A 21,964-nucleotide genomic window follows, 5' to 3' on the forward strand; every position below is an offset into this window, starting at 1 on the left:
CCTCACAATGGCACCACATTGGGAGACAAGTTATGCGGAACGTCCTTGAGTTTGTTGGCCCTCATCGCCTCAGCAGGCCTCATCCGTGAACAATCCAAGCATTCCACTTGAAGATGCTTGGCAAGACAAGCGTTGGTGGTGGTTGCTCAGCCCCGCCATCCCTCTGGTGTTCACCGCCTCCTTGCTCGCCTTTGTCTGGAGTGGGCAATGGTGGTGCATGCTGCTGGCCCCAATGGTCATCCATGCTTTTTTGCCGGCACTCGACCGCGTGTTTGGCGAGGACTTCAGCAACCCGCCCGAATCGGCGGTGGCGCAACTCGACCAGGACATGTTTTACCGCGCCATGGTGTGGGCTTATGTGCCTGTGCAGCTGATGGGCACGGTCTTGGGCGCTTGGATCGCAGTCACTCAGTCGCTGCCATGGTGGGGCTATGCCGCCTTGGTGCTCACAGTGGGAGCCATCAACGGCATTGGCATTGGCACCGCGCATGAGTTGGGTCACAAAAAAGAGATTCTGGACCGATGGCTGTCCAAGATCGCCCTGGCGCCCAGTGCCTATGGCCACTTTTTTGTCGAGCACAACCGGGGCCACCACAAACGCGTGGCCACGCCCGAAGACCCTGCCAGCGCAAGAATGGGCGAGAGCTTTTGGGCCTTTTTGCCACGCTCAGTCTGGGGTAGCCTGCAATCGGCCTGGGCGCTGGAGCAAGAGCGATTGAAGCTTCAAGGCCACAGGGTTTGGCACCCCCAGAACCACAACCTGCAGGCCTGGGGCCTGACGCTGGTTTTGTTTGGCGCTCTGGTGGCGTGGCTCGGCTGGATGGTGCTGCCCTTTTTGGTGGCGCAGGCGGTGTACGCGGCCTCGATGCTGGAGGTGGTGAACTACGTAGAACATTACGGCTTGCTGCGACAACAAGACGCCAGTGGCCGCTATGTGCGCTGCGAACCCGAGCACTCGTGGAACAGCAACCACCTGGTGGGCAACCTCTTGCTGTACCAGCTGCAAAGGCACTCTGACCACCACGCCCACCCCAGCCGGCGCTACCAAGCGCTGCGACATTTCGAGTCCGCCCCGCAACTGCCCGCAGGCTACGCCACCATGATCTCGGTGGCCTATTGCCCGCCCCTGTGGTTTGCATGGATGGACCGCCGCGTGATGGGCCACTACGGTGGGAACTTGAATCGGGTCAATCTGCAGCCATCAGCCCGGTCCAGACTCACGCAGCGCTGGGGCTGAAGGTTTGGGGGCTCGAAAGCTCAGGGATTGTTGGACCTAAGGAGAACGATGTTGCGCGGCTGGGTCAACTCCAATGTCTTCATGGCAGTTTGGACAATGCCTGCTCAATCTCCGACTTTATGCCGAGCAAATGAGGCGCCAGTGTCTCTATCCATGCGTCGACATTTTCGGGCGTAGACACGCTGACATTGATGATGCAAACGCCCTCTGCAGAATGCAAGGTAGTGGACAGGGCCAAGACTTCGGGTTGCCAACTGGCCCAGCAATACCCATTGGCTTTCATACACAGCTTCGAGGCCTCGATGGCCAACTTGACCTCTTTCCATTGCCTGCCGTTGCGCCGCTTGAAAATCGGCTCCAGAAGTTGGTAGCGCTCTGCTGACACGGTCGCCAAATAAGCCTGCCCCAAGGAAGTCAGCTCCATCGGAACACGTTGGCCAGACACCACCTTGCGCAGGGCCAGTCGGCGGTTGTAGCGGATGGATTCAAGGTAAACCATCTCGTCACGGTCAGGGCAGGCCAATCCCACATTGATGTGTTCTCGCTCGGCCAAAGCACGCATCAAAGGCGCGGCAACGGCCAGCACTTGCGAGCCTGAGCGCATCGCATGCCCCAAGCTCAAGACCAAAGGTGCCAGCCGGTAGGCACGGCGAGCACGGTCTTGTTGCAGCAAACCGGCAGCCACCATGGTTTGCGTGAGGCGACTGACCGTGGATGCAGACAAGCCCGTGCGCTCTGCAATCTCACCATTGCCCAACAAATCAGAGCCAGGACGGAAAGCGCGCAGGATATCAGCTCCGCGCAGCAAAGAGCGGTTGGTGGTGGAACGGCCAGGATTTTCGTTGAGGGCATTCATGGCGAGATTGGCCGGGCTTTACTGGGTTAACTTGGATGACTGAGGGCACTTCATCGGCCATTTTAATTCCACCAGTTGGAAATGGATGGGTTCCAAAAAGTCTTTCACCTTCTAAGCTGGCGCTTCGAATCATTGTTCTTTGCTGCGGCGCACCAGATGCCGCACCCGAGCCCACCCATCACGGAGACATCCCATGACACTTTTCTCTTCAAGACTGCGCAGCATGGCCCAAGTTATCTGCTTGGGCCTGGCGCTCTTGGCCGGCCTGGCTCACGCTGAGTTTCCTGACAAACCCGTGCGCATCGTCGTGCCCTTTGCCCCCGGAGGCGGCACTGACCTGATTGCACGCACCTTGGGTCAAGGCATGTCGCAAGCACTGGGCCAGCCAGTCGTCATCGACAACAAACCCGGCGCGGGCACGGTGATCGGCACCGACTTGGTGGCCAAAAGTGCCCCCGATGGCTACAACCTGGTCATCGCCACTTTGGCGCATGCGGTGAACCCCAGTTTGCTCAGCAAACTGCCCTACAACAACGACACGGCCTTCGCACCGGTCAGCCTGATCGGCCGCGGTCCCAATGTGTTGGTGGTGCGCACTGAAAGCCCATTCAAAACGGTCAAAGACGTCTTGGATGCAGCAAGGTCGGGCAAGAAGTTGACCTATGCCTCACAAGGCAATGGCACCTCAGCCCACCTGGCTGGCGAAATGTTTGCCAACTTGACCAAGCTGGATTTCTTGCACATTCCCTACCGCGGAGCAGGACCCGCCATGGTCGATGTGCTGGGCGGTCAGATTGACCTGTTCTTTGGCACAGCGGCGGCCGTGGGCAATTTGGTGGATCAAGGCAAGTTGCGCGCGCTTGCCGTGACGACGCCAGAACCTTCGCCCGCGTTCAAGGGCGTGCCCACGGTGGCCGCCTCGGTTCCTGGCTATGCGGTGGAAAGTTGGTACGGCTTTTTTGTTCGCGCAGGCACGCCCGCTCCGGTGATCGCCAAGCTGAATGCCGCCGTCAAAAAAGCCGCACAGAACCCCGAGTTTGTGAAGAAGGTCGAGCAAGAGGGCTTGATCGTGACCGCGTCTGAACCTGCAGAGTTCGACCGCTATGTGAAGGCCGAAGAGGCACGCTGGAGAAAGATCGTGAAAGAAAACAACATCAAAGCCGACTGAACACTGACCACGAAATCAAAATCACCATGGACTACCAACTGATTGAAATGACCGTCAACGACGGGATCGCCACGCTCACGCTGAATCGCCCCGACAAGCGCAACGCCATGAGCGACGACATGCGCACAGAGTTCATCGCCGCATTGGAGTCGGTGACGGCCGACAAAGCCATCCGAGCCCTGGTGCTGACCGGCGCAGGCAAAGGTTTTTGCGCGGGCGGCGACATCAGCGGCATGCAAAAGCGCATGAACGCCCCGGCGGGCGAAGTCGGCTTCAATGGCTGGCACCGTCAGCAGCGGGTACACACCACGCAGGCCCTGCTGCACACCTGCCCCAAACCGGTGATCGCTGCGGTGAACGGCGCCGCATCGGGCTTGGGTGCAGACACGGCGCTGGCCTGCGACTTCATCATCGCCAGCGAGTGGGCCAGTTTTGCCTGGTCCTACATGCTGCGCGGCATCATTCCCGACGGTGGCGGCATGTACTTTTTGCCCCGCCGCGTGGGCTTGGCCAAGGCCAAAGAGCTGATCTTCACCGGCCGCCAAGTCAAGGTGGACGAGGCGCTCGCCTTGGGCATCGTGGACCGCAAAACCAGTGCAGACACCTTGCTGGCCGACGCGCAGGCCTGGGCGGCCGAGTTGAGCCAACACTCCAGCACCGCGCTGGCCCTGACCAAAACCATCTTGAACCAAAGCTTTGAGATGAGCTCACACGACGTGTTTGCGCAAGGCAGCCAAGCGCAAGGCATCTGCTACACCAGCAGCGAGCACCGCGCATCGGTCGAAGCCTTTTTAGCCAAGTCCGCAGGCCAGGCCTGAACACCATGACTGCCCCTGTGAGTGCGCCTATGAATGCAATGTCTCGTTTGCTGCAGCCCCGCAGCGTCGCCGTCATTGGCGCATCGGCCGACGCCAGCAAAACCGCTGGCCGCCCAGTGGCCTACTTGCAAAAGCACGGCTTTGCAGGGCGCATCCTGCCCGTCAACCCCAAGGCCGAGCGCATAGGCGATCTGCCTTGTTATGCCGACATCGCCTCGCTGCCCGAGACGCCCGATGTGGCCATCGTGCTGCTGGGGGCTGAACGCGCCCACTTGGCGGTGAAAGAACTTTCGGCGCGTGGCTGTGCGGCGGCCATCGTGCTGGCCAGCGGTTACACCGAAACCGGCGAGGACGGTGCACGCCGCCAACAACAACTGATGGAAGCGGCGGGTGCCATGCGCATCTTGGGACCCAACACCATCGGTCTGGTGAACCTGACCGACAGCATCGTGCTCTCGGCCACCGGTGCGCTAGAGATGGCGGAGTTTCCAATCGGGAGCATTGGCGTGGTGTCACAAAGTGGCGGTATTTTGGGCTCACTCTTGTCACGCGCGGCGGCACGCGGCATTGGCCTGTCCAAGTTGATTTCCACCAGCAACGAGGTGGACTTGGAGTTGGCCGATTTCATTGACCACTTGGCCGACGACCCGGCCACGCAGGTGATTGCGCTGTACATCGAAACCGTGCGCGACCCGGCCAAGTTCCGTGCCGCATGCCTGAAAGCCGCACGACTGGACAAACCGGTGGTGGCCTTCAAGATCGGCCGCTCTGAAGCCGGTGCGCAAGCCGCCGTGTCGCACACGGGTGCGATGGCGGGTGCCGACCGCATGTACGACGCGCTCTTCAAACAAGTGGGCGTGATCCGCGCACAGACCTTCAACGACCTGCTGGACATTCCCGTGGCACTGGCCACCGGACGCCATTTGCGCGGTCAGCGCGTGGCCATCCTCACCAGCACCGGCGGTGCGGGCACGCTGGTGTCCGACGACTTGGGCGTGGCCGGCTTTGAAACCCCCGCACCCGACGCCACCACGGCCCAGGCGCTGCGTGCGCTGCAAACCGGCAGCGAAGCGGTGCTCGACCGCAACCCGATTGACGTGACCTTGGCGGGCCTGCGCCCCGATCTGCTGCGTGGCGCGATACGCGCCTTGTTGGCCAGCCCCAGCTACGACGCACTGGTGATCATCGTGGGTTCGTCCAGCTTGGCCATGCCCGAGCTGATGGCCAACGCCATCCGCGACTGTTTGCCCGAATCGGACAAACCCGTGATGGCCTATGTCAGCCCGCACGCCCCGGAAGTAGGCGCACTGCTGACCCGCAGCGGTGTGCCCGCCTTTGCCGCTGCCGAGAGCTGCACAGCCGCGTTGGCCGCCATGCTGAAAGTCGGCCGCTTTGTGGTCCCTCTCGAAGAAGACACGAACAGCAAGCCTGCCGACATCGCCATCCACGACTTGCCTTCCGGTTCGCTCGACGAAGCGCAGGCCAAACAAGTGTTTGCGCGATTCAACGTGCCGTGCGCGGCCGAGCGCATCGTCACCACACCAGCCGAGGCGCAGACCGCTGCGCGCGAACTCGGTGGCCGTGTGGTGCTCAAAATCCTCTCCTCGCAGATCACGCACAAGAGCGACGTGGGCGGTGTGGCCATCGGCCTCACCCCCGACACCATAGGCGAGCGCATGGCCAGCATGGGTGCCGAAGTGCTGGCCAAAGCCGGTGTGCGCCCGGAGCGCTTTTTGGTGCAAGAGATGGTGGGCGGCGGCACCGAATTGATTTTGGGCCTGCACCGCGACGCGCTGGGCACGGCCGTGTTGCTGGGCATGGGCGGCGTCACAGCCGAGTTGTTTCAAGACACCACGCTGCGCCTCTTGCCGCAAGACGCACAAGGCCTCAAAAGCCTCAGTCGCGCTGATGCGCTGGCCATGGCCCAAGACCTCAAAACCTGGCCCTTGCTGGACGGCTTTCGGGGCCGACCCAAAGCCGATGTGGACGCGCTGGTGGACGCCATCGTGGCTTTTTCCAGCATGGCGGCGCAATTAGGCGACCGCTTGGTCGAGGCCGAGATCAACCCGGTGTTTGTTCGGGCACATGGCCAGGGCGTGAGCGCAGCCGATGGCGTGCTCGTGCTGGCATAAGGGCTGTTCAATGGCCCACACTGAATCCGTATCCAAACAAGCACCCGAGCCCTTGGCCGTCGAAACATTTGCACGCTTTGCGATGGGCTTTGTTCAAGCGCCGCTGCCGCCTGAGGTGGCGCACCATGCCCAGCGTGCGGTGATCGATTGGTATGCCTCGATCTACCCGGGCCTGAACACGCCAGCGGTGCAGGTGCTGACCCACACCCTGGCCGACGACCTGGACCGGGGCGCCGCACAACTGGTGCAAGGGCGCGCCGCCACCCCGCGCGCAGCCGCCTTGATCCAGGGCACCGCCGCCCACGCGGCCGAGGTGGACGACAGCTTTCGCGATGCCATGTATCACCCCGGCGCGGCCACCATCGCCGCGGCTTTGGCCGTGGCCCAATCGGTGGGTGCGAGCGGGCCTGAATTCTTACGCGCTGTGGTGCTGGGTTATGAAGTTTCCACCCGCATTGGCGTGGTCATGGGGCGGCCGCACTACCAGTACTGGCACAACACAGGCACCATGGGCAGCTTTGGGGCAGCTGCAGCAGCCGCCAGTTTGCTGAGGCTGGACGAAGTGGCTTTTGCCAACGCCTTGGCCATCGCCGCCACCTTCACCGCAGGTCTGCAGCAAGCCTTTCGCACAGAGGCCATGGCCAAACCGCTGCACGCAGGCCGTGCAGCCGAAGCCGGGGTGCTGGCCGCGCAGCTGGCCGCAGGCGGCATGCGCAGCTCACTCGATGTGCTCGAAGGCGAATCGGGTCTGGGTCAGGCGATGGGCCATGGGCCAGACTGGTCCCAAATTGGCGCTACGCTGGGCAGCGACTTTCACATCACCCGCCTCACCTTCAAAAACCACATCGGATGCGGCCACACCTTTGCCGCCATCGACGGCGCTTTGGCCCTGCAACAGCAACACGGCTTTGGCCATGCCGACATCGAGCGGGTGCAACTGGGCGTGTACCAGCCCACGCTCGACATCGCGCCGCACGTGGACCCGCAAAACGCCGACCAAGCGCGTTTCAGCCTGCACTACATGGTGGCCACCGCGCTGGTGCACGGCAGCGTGCGCCTTTCAGCCTTCGAGCCCGAGCGTTTGAGCGACCCGCACACCCGTGCGCTCATGCAACGCATCGACAAAGCACTGGACCCGGTTGTTGACGCCGCGTTTCCTGGGCGGCGCGGTGCGCGGGTGGCCATCACCCTGCGCGATGGTCGGCAGCTGAACCTGCTGCAACCTGATCGCAAGGGTGATCCTGAACTGCCCCTGTCCGATACCGACTTGGAAGGCAAACTCATGGAGCTGGCCACACCGGTGATTGGCGAGAGGCAAGCACGCGATTTGCTGTCACGCATCTGGCAATTGCACCAAAGCGCCCGGCTTTGTTGAAAACTGCGCAGCGGCCACTGGAGCGCACACCAAAGACCCCGCGGCACAGGCCCTTCAAAGCTGAGCCCAAGCTTGTTTGTCTGCAGTCCCGCATCCAAGGCCAGCGGTGGCCGATGTCACGGAGGTTCTCCAAATCGCACGAAGATGCTGACTGAAAAATACTGTTATCTTTGCCCACTGAACCTCCATTTTTTCAATACCCAACATGCCTCAATTTGCTGCCAACTTGTCCATGATGTACCCCGACCTGCCGTTCTTGGACCGCTTTGAAGCAGCGGCAAAGGACGGCTTCAAGGCGGTGGAGTATTTGTTTCCCTATGCTTTCCCCGCGCAAGAGTTGGCGGCCCGCCTGAAGGCCAACGGCTTGCAGCAAGTGTTGTTCAACACGCCGTCGGGCGGCACCGACAGCGCCAGCTTCACGCAAGCTTGGGAAGGCGGCAGCCGGGGCACCGCCAGTGTGCCCGGACGTGAAGCCGAGTTCCGCACCGGCTTTGCACAAGCCCTGGTCTATGCCGAGGCGCTGAATTGCCCACGCATCCACACCATGGTGGGTTTGCGCGCCGCAGGTGCCCGCCCCGAAGATGCCGACGCCACCCTGGTGAAAAACCTGCAATGGGCCGCAGCCGAAGCCGCCAAAGCGGGGCGCGATGTGCTGATCGAGCCGATCAACACCCGCAGCGTGCCGGGCTTTCATCTGAACCGGCAAGACCACGCGCACCGCATCGTGCAAGCCGTGGGTGCGGCCAATGTGAAAGTGCAGATGGACTTGTTCCACTGCCAGATCGTCGAAGGCGATTTGAGTGCCAAGATTGCACAGCACCTGCCCACAGGGCGGGTGGGGCATTTCCAGATCGCCGAGGTGCCACACCGCCACGAGCCGGGCACAGGAGAGGTGAACTGGACGCACATCTTCCAGACGATCGACAAAGTCAGCGCCGAATGCGGCTGGAATGGCTGGATCGGCTGTGAGTACAACCCAGCCGATGCTTCGGCAGGGGGCACATCGCGGGGATTGGCTTGGGCGCGTCCCTATTTGTGATTCAGAGACCTGTGCCCTGAGTTGTGATGGATGATTGGCATTACCTGATTTGGGCGGGCATGGCCGCGACCATGGTGGGCTTGTCCAAAGGCGGCTTACCCACAGTGGGCATGCTTTCAGTGCCTATTCTTTCGCTGTTCATGTCCCCGGTCAAAGCAGTCGTCATGCTGCTGCCGATCTACATCATCTCTGACATGGCGGGCCTGTGGTTGTACCGTAAAAACTTCAGCGCCATCAATCTGAAAATTCTCGTTCCGGCTGGGGTGGGCGGGGTGTTGGTGGGCTGGCTCACCGCATCACTGGTGTCTGACACCGCTGTGAAAATGATGATTGGCCTGATGGGCGTGGGCTTTGTGTTCAACGCCTGGCGCCAGCGCAACACCGCGCAAGCACCGAGCCCAGCCCGTTGGGGCAAAGGTCTGTTTTGGGGTGGTTTGTCGGGATTTACCAGCTTCATCTCCCATGCGGGCGGCCCCCCGTTTCAGGTTTACCTGTTGCCCCAAAAACTTTCTAAGCTGGTGTTTGCTGGCACCTCCACTTTGTTTTTTGCGTTCATCAACCTGGCCAAACTGGGGCCTTACCACCAGCTGCAGCCCTATGGCCCCGCTGAAATGACAGGTGCACTGGTGCTGATTCCGTTTGCCTTGGTGGGCACTGTGGTGGGGGCTTACCTGACTCGCAAAATCGCCGACGACTGGTTCTTCAAATGGGTGCAAGCGGGCTTGCTACTGATCTCACTGAAGTTGATCCTGGACGTCGTCAGGGCTTGAGCGCCATCAAGCCAAGCCGCACACCGTCTTTGAGCCTTGCCAATTGCTGAGCGCTTGACTCAAATCGGTGCCCCGGCGCATGGCGGTCATCTCGGCCACGATGCTCATGGCAATTTCTGGCGGCGTGAGTGCACCAATATTCAGGCCCACGGGGCCATGCAATTGCTGCACTTCGTCTTCGCTCACATCAAAGTCAAGGAGGCGTTTGCGGCGCTGCGCGTTGTTGTGCAGCGAGCCCAATGCGCCCACATAAAAGGCGGGGGTACGCAACGCTTCCATCAACGCCAAGTCGTCCAGCTTGGGGTCGTGCGTGACGGCAACCACGGCGCTGTTGTGGTCCAAGCGCATGGCCAAGACCAAATCGTCGGGCATTTGGGTGGACAGGGTCACGCCGCTCATGGCTTCCCAGCCTTCGTGGTATTCCACACGCGGCTCGCACACCGTGACTTGGTAGTCGAGCATGACGGCCATCGCGGCCAGATAGCGCGACAGTTGCCCGCCACCAATGATGAGCAAGCGCAGGCGCGGGCCGTGCACCGTGGTCAGGCTTTGGCCGTCAAACTGCAGCTTGTCGCCTTCGGTGGCGGCACCCATGCGCACCAGGCCGGTGGCCATGTCCAAGCGGCGCTCCACACGCTGGTGTTGTTCGATCAGCACCAACAATTCCCGCAGTTGCGACTGGGGCGACAAAGGCTCCAGCACCACCTGCACCGAGCCACCGCAGGGCAGGCCAAAACGGCGCACCTCTTCAGCGGTTTGGCCATAGGTGGTGGTGTCAGGCAGGCGCAGCGCCAGCTCGCCAGCAGCCACGCGGCGGATCAGATCGTCTTCGATGCAGCCGCCCGAGACGGAACCGGCCACCTGACCGTCGTCCCGGATGATCATGAGCGAGCCGGGTGGTCGCGGGGCCGAGCCCCAAGTGCGCACCACCGTGCCCATCACCACGCGGTGGCCACGGCTTTGCCAATCGAGGGCGGTGCGGATCACGTCGATGTCGATGCTGTTCATGCTGGGGTGAAGTTTTATCGGCTCAAGTCGCTGGGCCAGAGCAGGCTATGCCCTGTCAAGGTCTTCAGGGTCTGAAGGTCTTGCTCATTGTCCACATCCAAACGGTAACGCGCATCGGGGGTTTTCCATCGGTAGGCCTGCTCGGGGTGAAGTTGCTGCCATTGACGCGCGCCCATCTGAACGCCCCCCGCCAAGATCTGCGACGCCACTGCAGACGAAAAGACCACCGGATTGCCGGGCAAATCCTGCACTGTCGGCTGAACCATGTGCGTGCCTTCAGGCCGGGCGGCATAAGCATTCATCAGCGATTGGATCGCCGTCACATCGATCATGGGCTGGTCGGCGAGCAACACCATCACGGCGTCTAGACCAGGGGGCAATGCCTGAAGGCCTGAGCGCAAAGAGCCGACGTGGCCCGCATCTGGATCTGGATTCACCACCCACCGTGCGCCCCAATGCTTGAGCGCCGCTTCTTGTTGGATGCGTTCCGCATGGTGGCCCAAAACCACCAGCACGGACACCAGGCCCGCTTGAAACACGGCCTCCAGTTGGCGATCGATCAAACTCCTGCCGTTCAGTTGCAACAAGCATTTGGGGCGATGCCCCATGCGGCGGCCGGCGCCCGCAGCCAACACCACGGCACCCATGCGTGGCAAGGCAGCATCTTGGCTTGTGGCGTTGGACTGTTTTGTCGCGTTCAAGGATGTCTTTGAAGATGAGGGTAAGGGTAGGCAGCACGGTGGCTGCACCACAACGATTTTGCGCCAAAGCGTGTCCGAAATGCTGCGGCTGTCCCCGCAGCGAAACCTCGCTGTGGCCAGGCCGGTGCAATCGCGCTACAGTGTTTTTCTTTTGTGCCGACCCGAGGAGCCCCCATGAACGCCCCCCTGCACCGCGAAATGCCCGATGGCCTGCTCGACAGCGCCCGCGCCCTTCAGGATGTCACCCAAGCTTGGGACAGCACCATCCTGCCCGAGCTGAAAAAATACATCGAAATCCCCGCCAAGTCGCCCTCGTTTGACGCCGATTGGGCGGCGCATGGCCACATCGAGACCGTGCTGCGCAATGCCGCGCAATGGGTAGAGGCGCAAAAGGTCGAAGGCTTGCAGCTCGAAATCATCCGTTTGCCAGGCCGCACGCCCGTCATGTTTTTTGAAGTGGCCGCCACCCGCGCTGCCAGCGAGGGCTCGGGCCAAACGGTGCTGATGTACGGCCACCTGGACAAACAGCCCGAATTCAATGGCTGGCGCAACGACCTGGGGCCTTGGACCCCGGTGTATGAGGACGGCAAGCTCTATGGCCGGGGCAGCGCTGACGACGGTTACGCGGTTTATGCCAGCATCGCAGCCGTTCAAGCCCTCAAGGCGCAAAACACGCCTCACCCGCGCATTGTCGGCCTGATTGAAACCTGCGAAGAATCGGGATCGTATGACTTGTTGCCTTATGTGGATGCGCTGCGCACCCGCATGGGCGATGTGGGCCTGGTGATTTGCCTGGACAGTGGCGCGGGCAACTACGACCAGCTGTGGCTCACCACCAGCCTGCGCGGCATGGCCAGCGGCACGCTCAAGGTGCAGGTGCTGACCGAGGGCATCCACTCGGGCGACGCCTCGGGCCTGGTGCCGTCAAGCTTTCGCATCATGCGCCAGGTGCTCGACCGCCTCGAAGACAGCGCCACAGGCCGACTGTTGCCCGCCAGCTTCCATTGCGAAGTGCCTGCCGAGCGCTTGGCGCAAGCGCAGGCCACAGCCGCCATTTTGGGTGACGAGGTGTACAAGCGTTTTCCTTGGGCGCACTACGACTGTGGCGGCTCGACCAGCTTTGCCCTGCCCACCACCACCGACCCCACACAGGCCCTGCTCAACCGCACCTGGACGCCCACGCTGAGCGTGACCGGTGCCGAAGGCTTTCCGGCGCTGAAAGACGCAGGCAATGTGCTGCGGCCCTACACCGCCTTCAAACTCAGCCTGCGGCTGCCCCCGTTGGTGGACGCGGCGCAGGCCGTGGCCGAAATGAAAGCCTTGCTGGAAGACAACGCGCCCTACCAGGCCAAGGTCACCTTTGAAAGCGGCGGCGGTGCCACCGGCTGGAACGCGCCCGACACCTCGCCTTGGTTCGAACAAGCCCTCAACGCCTCCAGCCAAGCGCACTTTGGCGCAGGTGTGGGCTACATCGGGCAAGGCGGCACGATCCCGCTCATGAACATGCTGAGCGCCGGTTTCCCCAAAGCGCAAATGATGGTCTGCGGCGTGCTCGGCCCCAAGAGCAACGCGCACGGACCGAACGAGTTTTTGCATGTGCCTTACGCCAAAAAGCTCACGGCCGCGGTGGCCGAAATCATGGCAAGGATGCCTTGATGAATGTGACATCGCGCCCCGCCATCGCGCGCCCAAAAGCTTCCGCTTTGCCGGGCGAAGCGGGCCAACTGGCGGTGTACGACTGGGCCCTGCCTGCCAGCCAACCGCTGGGTACGGTGCTCTTGGTGCACGGTCTGGGCGAGCATGCCGGACGCTACGGCGAGGTGGCGGCCCACTTGCACCAATGGGGTTTTGCGGTGAGGGCCTACGACCAACAAGGTCACGGCCAATCGGCAGGCGCGCGCGGTGACATGTTGCGCCCCGGCAGCTTGCAAGCCGATTTGTGCCGGGTGATCGACGACACCCGCCAGCACCCGTCTTTGCTGGGGACACCCCTCATCTTGCTGGGCCACAGCTTGGGCGGCTTGGTGGTGGCGCGCACGCTGGCCGAGGGTTTGCGTCCCGTCGATGCGGCAGTCTTGTCATCCCCTGCGCTGGGCGCGTTTCCCAACATTTTTCAAAAAATACTGCTGGCCATTTTGCCGCGCGTAGCGCCTCACTGGCGCGTGGACAACGGCCTGAAGGCCGAGTTTGTGTCACGCGACCCGGATGTGGTGAAGGCCTACCAAGCCGACGCGATGGTGCACCGGCGCATCGCCACCGGGCTGGCTGCCTGGATTTTGGAGAATGGCGAGAAAACCTTGGTCGATGCTGCCAAGTGGGAAGTGCCCACCTTGCTGCTGTATGCGGGGAAAGACCGTTTGGTCAATGCGCAAGCCAGCGCTGACTTTGCCAGCTCAGCCCCCAAGGCTGTGGTGCAGGCCGAATGCTTTGAAGCCATGTACCACGAGATCTTCAACGACCTTTACCGCGCCCAAGTGTTCACCGCCCTCAAGCGCTGGTTGCTGGGGCGTTTTTCTGTTCATCCCTCTGCTTGAACACCATCCAAACGAGCGCCACACCCGTCAAGCTCACGGGCACGAGCGAACCGATGTTCAGCCAAGTCCAGCCCTGCGTGGTGACCAGCGCGCCTGATGCGAAAGAGGTGACGGCCATGGTGGCAAACACAAAGAAGTTGATGGCGGCCTGACCCCTGTCTTTTTCGGCGGGGGTCCAAGCCTGCATGGCCAGCGTGGTGCTGCCGGTGAACAGGAAGTTCCAGCCCAAGCCCAGCAAGAACAGTGAAATCAAGAATTGGTGCAGCTCAACCCCTGTGAGTGCAATCGCGATGCACGCGAAATTGATGACCACGCCCACCGCCATGATCTGCAACGTGCCGAATTTCTTGATCAGGTGGCCTGTGAAAAAGCCCGGCGCGAACATCGCGATCACATGCCACTCCAGCACCAGCGCCGCATCGTCAAAACTGAAGCCGCACACCTGCATGGCCAGCGGGGTGGCGGCCATCAGCAGGTTCATCACGCCATAGCTGAGGGCCGCAGCGGCTGCCGCCACGATGAACACCGGCTGGCGCATGATCTCGCGCAAAGGGCGGCCCGCGCTGTCGCCCGGCTTTTTGGCAGGCATGGCAGGGAAGCGGATGAAGCTCATGCACACCATGGCCAAAATGGCGACAATGCCCAGCGCCATGTAAGCGCCCAAAAAAGGCACCTCGTAAAGCGTGCGGGTGCGCGAAGCCAAGTTGGGACCCACGATGGCGCCGATCAAACCGCCAGCCAAGACCAGCGAGACGGCTTTTTCCTTGAAACCGTCTGCGGCCAACTCGGCCGCTGCAAACCGGTACAGCTGGCCATTGGCGCTGTAGTAACCCGCAATCACCGTGGCAGACACCAGCAGCCAAAAGTTGTGGCTCCATGCGGCATAAGCGGCCAGCAGCGCCGAAAACAAAGCCACCACCAGCCCCAGCTGGAACGACACCTTGCGACCCCAGCGCGACTGGCTCTTGGCCACCAGCCCGGTCGACAGGGCACCACCCACCACATAGCCCATGACCGGCAAAGTCGCCATCCAACCCAGCGGCGCCATGGACAAACCCACCAGCCCGTTGATGGCGATGAAGGTGACGTTGTTGGTGAAAAACAGGCCCTGGCAGAGCGTCAGAAGGATCAAGTTGGCGTTCATGCGGCCCAGTTTATCGGCAGCTGCTTATGAAAAGCTGTCGCCAAGGCTCAAGCACGCACTGCATTGGCCCATCGTTTTAGGGTGACCCTGAAACAACGACCCCCATCAAGCGGAACACACCGCCAACACCGCCAAAGGTGCGGTTTCGGCCCGCAAAACGCGTGGCCCGAGTGTCACAGGCACAAAGCCTGCAGCCAGTGCACTGGCTTCTTCGCTCGGGCTGAGACCGCCTTCGGGACCGCTGAGCACGGTGACAGGCGCGCTGCCGGCCATGGCAGACAGCGCTTGCGTGCTTTCTGACAATGACAGCACCCAACGCTCCCCGGCTTCGGCCCGCACCAGCCACTCTTTGAGTGTCACGGCAGCGTGCACCGTGGGCACGCGGTTGCGCCCACACTGCTCGGCAGCGGCCACGGCCACGCCTTGCCAGTGCGCCAATTTTTTATCGGCCCGTTCACCCTTGAGCTTGAGCACACTGCGCTCGGCCACCAAAGGCGTGATGCTGGCCACGCCCAGCTCGGTGGCTTTTTCGACCAGCCAGTCCATGCGCTCGTTGGCGGTGATGCCCACCAGCAGATGCACAGCGCGGGCGGCTTCGCGCTCCACAGCGCGGTGCGCCCCCACCTCCACGTCCACATCGCTGCGGCCCATGCGGGTCACGGTGGCGTCAAACTCGCCGCCTTCGCCGTTGAACAAGGTGATCACATCGCCGGGTTGCGTGCGCAGCACCTGCACATGGCGGGCGGCACCAGCGGGCAGGCTCAGGCTCAGCCCGGTGTGCAGCGGCGTGGGGCAATGAAAGCGGGGCATGGATGCTTACATCCGTCCGTAGGCAAAACCAAGCTGGGGGGTGGTGCCTTCGATCTCGTCGATCAATTTCAGCAGCGGGCCCAGTTCGCGGTAACGGTCGCAGGTGCTGCGGATGTAATGGATGAAACGAGGCGCATCAGCCAGGTATTTGGGTTTGCCGTCGCGCAGGGTCAGGCGGGCAAAGATACCGGCTACTTTCAGGTGGCGTTGCAGGCCCATCCACTCGACGGCGCGGTAAAACGCGCCAAAGTCGCTGTGCCAGTCTTCAAAGTCCATCAGACCCGCCTTGCGGGCTTTTTCCCAGTAGCGGATGGTGATGTCGAGCACGAAGTCCTCATCCCAGGTGAGGAAAGCGTCGCGCATCAGGCTGGCGATGTCGTAGCTGATGGGGCCGTAGACAGCGTCCTGGAAGTCCAGCACACCGAGTTGCGCACTGGAACCATGAGGCATCATCAGATTGCGGGGCATGAAGTCGCGGTGCACATACACGCTGGGCGCGGCCAGGTTGCGCTGGACGATCAGGGCGAAGGCCTTGTCGAACACCTCGCGCTGCGCGCTTTGCAGTTGCACGCCCCGGTGTTGGGCCAAATACCAGTCGGGAAACAGGCTGAGCTCTCTGTTCAGGAGGGCTGCGTCATACGGGGGCAGGACGCCGGGGCGCGATGCCAGTTGCCACTGCACCAGTGTGTCGACCGCCTGCATGTAAAGGCCGTGGTTGGCCTGAGGGCGCTCGGCGTCGATGGCCGACATCATGGTGGCGTCGCCCAAGTCCGTCAAAAGCATGAAACCGTGGGCTTCGTCCCAATGCAGCACCTCAGGGGCGTTCAGGCCCGCCGACTTCATCAAGGCGGCGATGCGCACGAAGGGCTCAGAGTTTTCCTTGTCGGGGGGCGCGTCCATGACGATGCGACTTTCGCCCTGCGCTGTGTCTACACGCAGGTAGCGCCGAAAGCTGGCGTCAGCCGATGCAATCCGCAAGCTCTGAGGCAAAAGACCCTGGTCGATTGCCCTTTCTGACAACCAAGCAGCAAATGCCTTTTGTCGCATCGGATCGGCCCAAGTGACTTGATAATCGACCGTTGTGGGGTGTGTAGGGTGGCTCATGGATAATCACATTTTACAAAGTCAAAATCTCACCGCTTTGTTCACCCAGTGCGCCTTGCCCAATTCTGTTGATCCTTGTGAGCTGCCCCCCCAAGTTGAGTCCCGAAGACTGCTTTTTTGCCTTCAAACATGGCGGCATGGTCGTGGGTGTGCTGTGGGCCCTGCAGGGCACAGCACAGGCCCAATCTGAACCTCTTTTGCTTCGCAGCAGTCCTTTGCTGGAAGAGCGCATTTCACCTCGCCAGAACAAAGAAGGCGCAATTTTTGTCTCCGGTCAGCGCTTGATCATTCAGCCAGACCTGAACACGGTCATTGAGGGACAGGCCCGCCTGCGTAAACCTGGTTTGAGCCTGAGGGCCGATCGCATGGTGTATGACCAAAGTCAAGACGTGCTGGAAGCTTCTGGCAGCATTCAGCTCAACAGAGCCGGGAGTCAATTTCAAGGATCGGAATTGAGGCTGCAAGTGGACAGTTTTCAAGGCGCCTTGAACAAGCCCACCTATGAGATTTATGGCAATGGTGCGCACGGCACCGCCTCACAACTGGAATTCATTGATCCGTCCCGTGCCCTTGTGCACCAGGCCACCTACACCACTTGCCGCAGAACGCCTGGCCCAGATTGGTTGCCTTCATGGTTGCTCAAAGCCACCCGCATGAGCATTGACGACGAAGAGTCGACCGTTAAAGCAGAAGGTGTCAAAGTGCGATTTCAGAACCTTCCTGAAGTCTCAATTCCCACGGTCAGCTTTCCATTGACAGACGATAGGCGCTCGGGATTTTTGCCGCCCATTGTCGGCGTCACGACACGCAATGGTGCTGAAATCGCTCAACCTTATTACTTTGACATCGCACCCAACCGCGATGCCACGGTGACCACACACGTCATGAGCAAACGCGGTATCGCTGTGGACACCGAATTTCGTTACCTGGAAAAAGATTACAAGGGCCAAACCCGTTTGAATTTGATGCCGTCGGACACCTTGAGCGATCAAGCCCGATGGAGTTTATCCAGTCAACACAGTGGCATCATTGACACAGGCATTGACCGCATCGGCTCGCTTGGCCTTGGCCTGAACTTGAATCGCGTCAGTGACGACAACTACTGGCGAGATTTTCGGCGCACGGGTTTGGTGCTGACACAGCGTTTGTTGCCGTCTACCGGCGTATTGAACTGGGGGCGCGGCGGCTTCAACATGACGGCTCAGGTTCAGCGCTGGCAGACATTGCAGGACATCAATGCCACGATTCTGCCCCCTTACGACCGCACCCCCCAAATCGGAATGTCTTACGGTCAATGGCAAGCCGATGGCTTGGATTGGTCTGTTCGGGGCGACACGACCCGATTCGAAGCGGACTTCAGCCGTAATCCTGGCAGGGTGGCACAAAATGGTGAACGCAGCTTTGTGCATACCCAGGTCAGCCGCCCCTGGATCCGTCCCTGGGGGTTTTTCACGCCCAAGCTTCAGTTGCACGCCACGCGTTACCAACTCGACCAAACCATGGACAATGGCTCCAATTCTGCCAATCGTGTCCTGCCCACTTACTCGCTGGACTCAGGTTTGGTGTTTGAGCGAGCAGCACAGTGGTTTGGTCGGTCTGTGGCCCAAACTTTGGAGCCCCGTGCCTTTTTTGCCAAAACCCCCTTCAAAGACCAAAGCATGCTGCCGGTCTATGACAGTGGCATCACCGACTTCAACTTGTCCACCATCTACAGTGAAAACACCTTTGTGGGCAATGACCGTTTGATTGACAACGATGCACTGACACTGGGTGTGACCAGCCGATTTTTTGACTCCAACAATGGGGCTGAATTGTTGCGCTTGGGCATTGCCCAACGCATCCGTTTCTCTGATCAACGCGTATTGCTGAACAACCAGCCTGGGGCATCTGCGGGCTTGAGCGACCTGTTGGTGGGAGCTGGTGTCCGCTGGGATAACCGTTGGGCCTTGGACAACACGGTCCAAATCAACAACCAGACCAATGACATCAGTCGCAACACCCTTCAGCTGCGTTATTACCCCAGCCCTTATCGTGTTTTGAATGCAGCGTACCGCTTGAATCGCGGTGTCAGTGAACAACTTGATCTGGGCTGGCAATGGCCTTTGAGCGATTTGATTGGGCGCTCCAACCCTGCTGCCGAGTCCGCCTGGACCCGCTCTCCAGGTCAGGGTCTAGGGCCTGACCGTTGGTTCACGGTGGGCCGTATGAACTTCAGCATGAGCGAGGGCCGAATGGTGGAAAGCCTGATGGGTCTTGAATATGATGCCGGTTGTTGGATTGGCCGCATTGTTTTTGAACGCAACCAGCGGTCTATTGAGACCTCGAATACCCGTTTGCTGTTCCAATTGGAGTTGATTGGCTTGGCCCGTGTTGGCTCCAGCCCTCTGGCCACACTTCGCAACAACATTCCACGTTATCAAGATTTGCGTGACAACCCTTTGCAACCGAGCCGTTTTAAGAACTATGAATAAATCTTTCTTCTGTCGCAGTTTCTCCTGGCCGAAGTGTTCGTCGTTTTTAGCCGCATGCGTTTTGCTCCCCTTTTCGGTGTTTGCGCAACCCAGCGCCGCGCCCCTTCGTTCAGCCGACTTTGTGGTGGCGGTAGTCAATTCGGAGCCCATCACCAATCAGGAAGTTCAAGCCTTGAGTCTTCGCTTGCAAAGAGATGCCCGTGCACAAGGTCTTGGCACGACTGTTTCTGAGATCAAGAAACTCGCGCTTGAGCAATTGATCAACGACAAAGTTCAAATCCAACAAGCTGCATCTTTGGGTGTTGTGGTGGACGAAGCAGCCATCAACCAAGCCGAATTGTCTGTGGCCAACAACAACCAAATGACCGTTGAAGTCATGCGTTCAAGAATTCAGCAAGACGGTCTCTCGATCAAGACTTTTCGCGATCAATTGCGGCAACAGCTGCTGCTCACGCGTGTGCGTGAACGCGAAGTCGACAACCGGATTCGCATTTCTGATTCAGAGATCAACCAGTTTCTGAGTGAGCAAATTCAGCGTCAAGCGGCCAAAACCACCTCGGAACTTAACTTGGCGATGATTTTGATTGGCGTCCCCGAGAACAGCTCACCGGAACAGATCAAAGTTTTAGAAGACAGGGCGCAATCGGTTCTCACTCGCGCTCGCAATGGCGAAGATTTTGCGTCTTTGGCCGCCGCTTTTTCTACCTCACCGGACCGCGGTGCCAATGGCGGCGCCATGGGCCTTCGCGCCTTGGACCGCTACCCTGAATTATTTGTTCAAGCCACTTCCGCTTTGCCTGTGGGGGGCGTTTCAAACCTTGTGCGTTCAGGTGCCGGTTTTCATATTTTGAAAGTGCTTCAACGGCAATCACCCCCAAGCACCTTGTTGGTCACCCAAACCCGCGCTAGACATATTTTGCTTCGCCCCAGCGCACAGCTTTCGCAAGCACAAGCCATGGAACAACTGGGCTCTGTGCGCCGCGACATCTTGTCTGGCAGAGCAGATTTTGCGGAGGTCGCCCGAAGAATTTCTCAAGACGGCAGCGCTGCACAGGGGGGTGATCTTGGATGGGCCAGTCCTGGCATGTTTGTCCCTGAGTTTGAGCAAACCATGAACCAATTGCGCCCCGGTCAGTTGGCCGATCCTTTGGTTTCTCGGTTTGGCGTGCATTTGATTGAAGTCACTGATCGACGCGATGCCCCCATGACCGATGCCGAACAACGCAACTTGGCAAGGAATGCCCTAAGAGAGGGCAAACTGGAAGAGGCTTACGCCTCATGGGTTCAAGACATTCGTGGCAAAGCTTTCATCGAGATGCGGGAATCTCCGCAATGAAGCACATCGCACGCAAACGTTTCGGTCAACATTTTTTGACCGATGCGGCCATCATTGATGGCATTGTGGATGCCATCCATCCGCTACCGGGCGAATTGATGGTTGAGATCGGTCCGGGTTTGGCGGCCTTGACACAGCCCTTGGTTGAGCGCCTGGGGCATCTCACGGTGATTGAGTTGGATCGGGACCTTGCTGTTCGTTTGCGTGAACATCCTCATTTGACCGTCATCGAGTCAGACGTTTTGAAAGTTGATTTCAAATCTTTGCATGCCACCTTGGATGCCGAATTGAGGCCTTCAAAATCAGATCCATCTGACCCCAAGAGCACCCCAACAGGCGGCAAATTGCGTGTGGTTGGGAATCTTCCCTACAACATCTCGACACCGATCCTTTTTCATCTGCTTGACCACGTCGATGTGATCGAGGACCAGCATTTCATGCTTCAAAAAGAAGTGATTGATCGGATGGTGGCCTCGCCCTGCACCTCGGATTACAGCCGCCTCTCCGTGATGCTTCAGTGGCGTTATGCGATGGAGAATATTTTGTTTGTGCCTCCCAGCAGCTTTGATCCTCCTCCCAGAGTTGACAGCGCCATTGTTCGCATGTTGCCGCTGTCCGCTCCACCTGACTTGGACGTGAAGACGCTGTCAACATTGGTGCAAGTGGCTTTCAGCCAGCGCCGCAAGATTTTGCGCAACACCTTGGGCCCTTGGTTGGATGAGCAAGCGTTCAGCGGCTTTTTTGATCTTCAACGCCGCGCAGAGGAGGTGCCTGTGGCCGAATATGTTCAGCTCGTCCAATCTCTCAAGTTGGCTGAAGCGCGGACACTCTGAATCAATTTGCAGACGCAAAAAAGCCCTCATCAGAGGGCTTTTTTACATTCAAAACCAATTTGAACATTTGGTTGCGGGGGCCGGATTTGAACCAACGACCTTTGGGTTATGAGCCCAACGAGCTACCAGACTGCTCCACCCCGCGGTATGACTTGATTATACCTTACACAGCTGCTGCATCAGCAGTGGTTTCGGGGCGATCGACCAATTCAACTAATGCCATTGGGGCATTGTCGCCCACGCGGTAACCCATCTTGAGGATGCGTGTATAGCCACCAGGACGCTTGGCAAAACGAGGGCCCAAGTCGGCGAACAATTTGACAACGCTGTCACGATCGCGCAGTCGGTTGAAAGCCAGGCGCTTGTTGGACAAGCTGTCCTCTTTGGCCAAAGTGATCATCGGCTCAATGACGCGACGCAATTCTTTGGCTTTGGGGAGTGTGGTTTTGATGACTTCATGCTCGATGAGCGAGTTCATCATGTTGCGCAGCATGGCGAGGCGGTGCTCGCTTGTGCGGTTCAATTTACGGAGGCCATTTCCGTGGCGCATGGTGCTTACCTTTCTTTATTAAACAAGCAGCCGTATCAGGTACTGCCCGTGCACAACCCGGATTCTTCCGGGGAACTT

The 21,964-nt window shown here is 59.9% G+C and carries 19 protein-coding genes and 1 tRNA gene; 12 read left to right on the forward strand and 8 right to left on the reverse strand.

The genetic code is table 11. The features are described 5' to 3' along the window. Positions 1-85 precede the first annotated feature (85 nt). The gene (locus tag ABWQ00_RS07310; RefSeq protein WP_353238015.1) at positions 86-1,237 is read left to right on the forward strand and encodes an alkane 1-monooxygenase; all 1,152 of its coding nucleotides are present in this window, start codon (positions 86-88) and stop codon (positions 1,235-1,237) included. Positions 1,238-1,316: 79 nt separating this feature from the next. Here the strand turns inward: ABWQ00_RS07310 and ABWQ00_RS07315 are convergent, their stop codons facing one another. Further along, positions 1,317-2,093, reverse strand: a complete 777-nt coding sequence (locus ABWQ00_RS07315; RefSeq protein ID WP_353238016.1) for an IclR family transcriptional regulator — start codon at positions 2,091-2,093, stop codon at positions 1,317-1,319. A 193-nt stretch (positions 2,094-2,286) separates the two neighbouring features. Between ABWQ00_RS07315 and ABWQ00_RS07320 the strand changes: the two genes are divergently transcribed. From ABWQ00_RS07320 to ABWQ00_RS07345, 6 genes are all read left to right on the forward strand, one after another. Beyond that, entirely contained in the window at positions 2,287-3,261 is a 975-nt protein-coding gene (locus tag ABWQ00_RS07320; protein WP_502908096.1) for a tripartite tricarboxylate transporter substrate binding protein, read from the forward strand. 26 nt (positions 3,262-3,287) lie between these two features. Continuing rightward, the gene (locus ABWQ00_RS07325) at positions 3,288-4,079 is read left to right on the forward strand and encodes an enoyl-CoA hydratase/isomerase family protein (protein ID WP_353238017.1); all 792 of its coding nucleotides are present in this window, start codon (positions 3,288-3,290) and stop codon (positions 4,077-4,079) included. A 29-nt stretch (positions 4,080-4,108) separates the two neighbouring features. Continuing rightward, positions 4,109-6,211, forward strand: a complete 2,103-nt coding sequence (locus ABWQ00_RS07330) for an acetate--CoA ligase family protein (RefSeq protein WP_353238018.1) — start codon at positions 4,109-4,111, stop codon at positions 6,209-6,211. A 10-nt stretch (positions 6,212-6,221) separates the two neighbouring features. Further along, positions 6,222-7,586, forward strand: coding sequence for an MmgE/PrpD family protein (locus ABWQ00_RS07335; RefSeq protein WP_353238019.1), 1,365 nt, complete (start codon positions 6,222-6,224; stop codon positions 7,584-7,586). Positions 7,587-7,791: 205 nt separating this feature from the next. After that, positions 7,792-8,625: a 2-oxo-tetronate isomerase gene (otnI, locus tag ABWQ00_RS07340; RefSeq protein WP_353238020.1), complete on the forward strand. Its 834-nt coding sequence runs from the start codon at positions 7,792-7,794 to the stop codon at positions 8,623-8,625. Positions 8,626-8,651: 26 nt separating this feature from the next. Next, positions 8,652-9,395: a sulfite exporter TauE/SafE family protein gene (locus tag ABWQ00_RS07345; protein WP_353238021.1), complete on the forward strand. Its 744-nt coding sequence runs from the start codon at positions 8,652-8,654 to the stop codon at positions 9,393-9,395. A 6-nt stretch (positions 9,396-9,401) separates the two neighbouring features. Here the strand turns inward: ABWQ00_RS07345 and ABWQ00_RS07350 are convergent, their stop codons facing one another. Together ABWQ00_RS07350 and ABWQ00_RS07355 are read right to left on the reverse strand one after the other, a co-directional pair. Next, positions 9,402-10,403: an XdhC family protein gene (locus ABWQ00_RS07350; protein ID WP_353238022.1), complete on the reverse strand. Its 1,002-nt coding sequence runs from the start codon at positions 10,401-10,403 to the stop codon at positions 9,402-9,404. A 14-nt stretch (positions 10,404-10,417) separates the two neighbouring features. Next, a complete protein-coding gene (locus ABWQ00_RS07355) occupies positions 10,418-11,104 on the reverse strand; it encodes a nucleotidyltransferase family protein (protein ID WP_353238023.1) in 687 nt (228 codons plus the stop codon). A gap of 174 nt (positions 11,105-11,278) precedes the next feature. Here ABWQ00_RS07355 and ABWQ00_RS07360 point away from each other — a divergent pair, with 174 nt between their 5' ends. Both ABWQ00_RS07360 and ABWQ00_RS07365 read left to right on the forward strand, forming a co-directional pair. After that, on the forward strand, positions 11,279-12,760 hold the full coding sequence (locus ABWQ00_RS07360) for a M20 family metallopeptidase (RefSeq protein ID WP_353238024.1): 1,482 nt from the start codon (positions 11,279-11,281) through the stop codon (positions 12,758-12,760). Further along, positions 12,760-13,638 carry an alpha/beta hydrolase gene (locus ABWQ00_RS07365; protein ID WP_353238025.1) on the forward strand — a complete coding sequence of 293 codons (879 nt, stop codon included), beginning with the start codon at positions 12,760-12,762 and terminating at the stop codon, positions 13,636-13,638. Before ABWQ00_RS07360 ends, ABWQ00_RS07365 begins: the two co-directional genes overlap by 1 nt. Here ABWQ00_RS07365 and ABWQ00_RS07370 read toward each other — a convergent pair. The 3 genes from ABWQ00_RS07370 to ABWQ00_RS07380 form a co-directional block, all read right to left on the reverse strand. Then, positions 13,592-14,782, reverse strand: a complete 1,191-nt coding sequence (locus ABWQ00_RS07370) for an MFS transporter (RefSeq protein WP_353238026.1) — start codon at positions 14,780-14,782, stop codon at positions 13,592-13,594. The genes ABWQ00_RS07365 and ABWQ00_RS07370 overlap by 47 nt on opposite strands. A 105-nt stretch (positions 14,783-14,887) precedes the next feature. Next, positions 14,888-15,592 carry a 16S rRNA (uracil(1498)-N(3))-methyltransferase gene (locus ABWQ00_RS07375; protein WP_353238027.1) on the reverse strand — a complete coding sequence of 235 codons (705 nt, stop codon included), beginning with the start codon at positions 15,590-15,592 and terminating at the stop codon, positions 14,888-14,890. 6 nt (positions 15,593-15,598) lie between these two features. Beyond that, positions 15,599-16,696: an aminoglycoside phosphotransferase family protein gene (locus tag ABWQ00_RS07380; RefSeq protein ID WP_353238028.1), complete on the reverse strand. Its 1,098-nt coding sequence runs from the start codon at positions 16,694-16,696 to the stop codon at positions 15,599-15,601. A 77-nt stretch (positions 16,697-16,773) separates the two neighbouring features. Here ABWQ00_RS07380 and ABWQ00_RS07385 point away from each other — a divergent pair, with 77 nt between their 5' ends. The 3 genes from ABWQ00_RS07385 to rsmA are packed head-to-tail and all read left to right on the forward strand — an operon-like array spanning position 16,774 to position 21,336. After that, positions 16,774-19,167: an LPS-assembly protein LptD gene (locus ABWQ00_RS07385; protein WP_353238029.1), complete on the forward strand. Its 2,394-nt coding sequence runs from the start codon at positions 16,774-16,776 to the stop codon at positions 19,165-19,167. Then, positions 19,160-20,503 carry a peptidylprolyl isomerase gene (locus tag ABWQ00_RS07390; protein WP_353238030.1) on the forward strand — a complete coding sequence of 448 codons (1,344 nt, stop codon included), beginning with the start codon at positions 19,160-19,162 and terminating at the stop codon, positions 20,501-20,503. Before ABWQ00_RS07385 ends, ABWQ00_RS07390 begins: the two co-directional genes overlap by 8 nt. Further along, positions 20,500-21,336 carry a 16S rRNA (adenine(1518)-N(6)/adenine(1519)-N(6))-dimethyltransferase RsmA gene (gene rsmA, locus ABWQ00_RS07395; RefSeq protein WP_353238031.1) on the forward strand — a complete coding sequence of 279 codons (837 nt, stop codon included), beginning with the start codon at positions 20,500-20,502 and terminating at the stop codon, positions 21,334-21,336. The genes ABWQ00_RS07390 and rsmA overlap by 4 nt, the downstream gene beginning before the upstream one ends. Before the next feature lie 68 nt (positions 21,337-21,404). On the opposite strand, the gene ABWQ00_RS07400 is transcribed toward rsmA, so the two are convergent. Together ABWQ00_RS07400 and rplQ are read right to left on the reverse strand one after the other, a co-directional pair. Further along, positions 21,405-21,481, reverse strand: a tRNA-Met gene (locus ABWQ00_RS07400). An 18-nt stretch (positions 21,482-21,499) separates the two neighbouring features. Beyond that, entirely contained in the window at positions 21,500-21,886 is a 387-nt protein-coding gene (gene rplQ / locus ABWQ00_RS07405; RefSeq protein ID WP_353238032.1) for a 50S ribosomal protein L17, read from the reverse strand. Positions 21,887-21,964 lie beyond the last annotated feature (78 nt).

It is taken from the genome of Limnohabitans sp., from assembly GCF_040400975.1.
In the GTDB taxonomy this organism is placed as follows: domain Bacteria; phylum Pseudomonadota; class Gammaproteobacteria; order Burkholderiales; family Burkholderiaceae_C; genus Limnohabitans_A.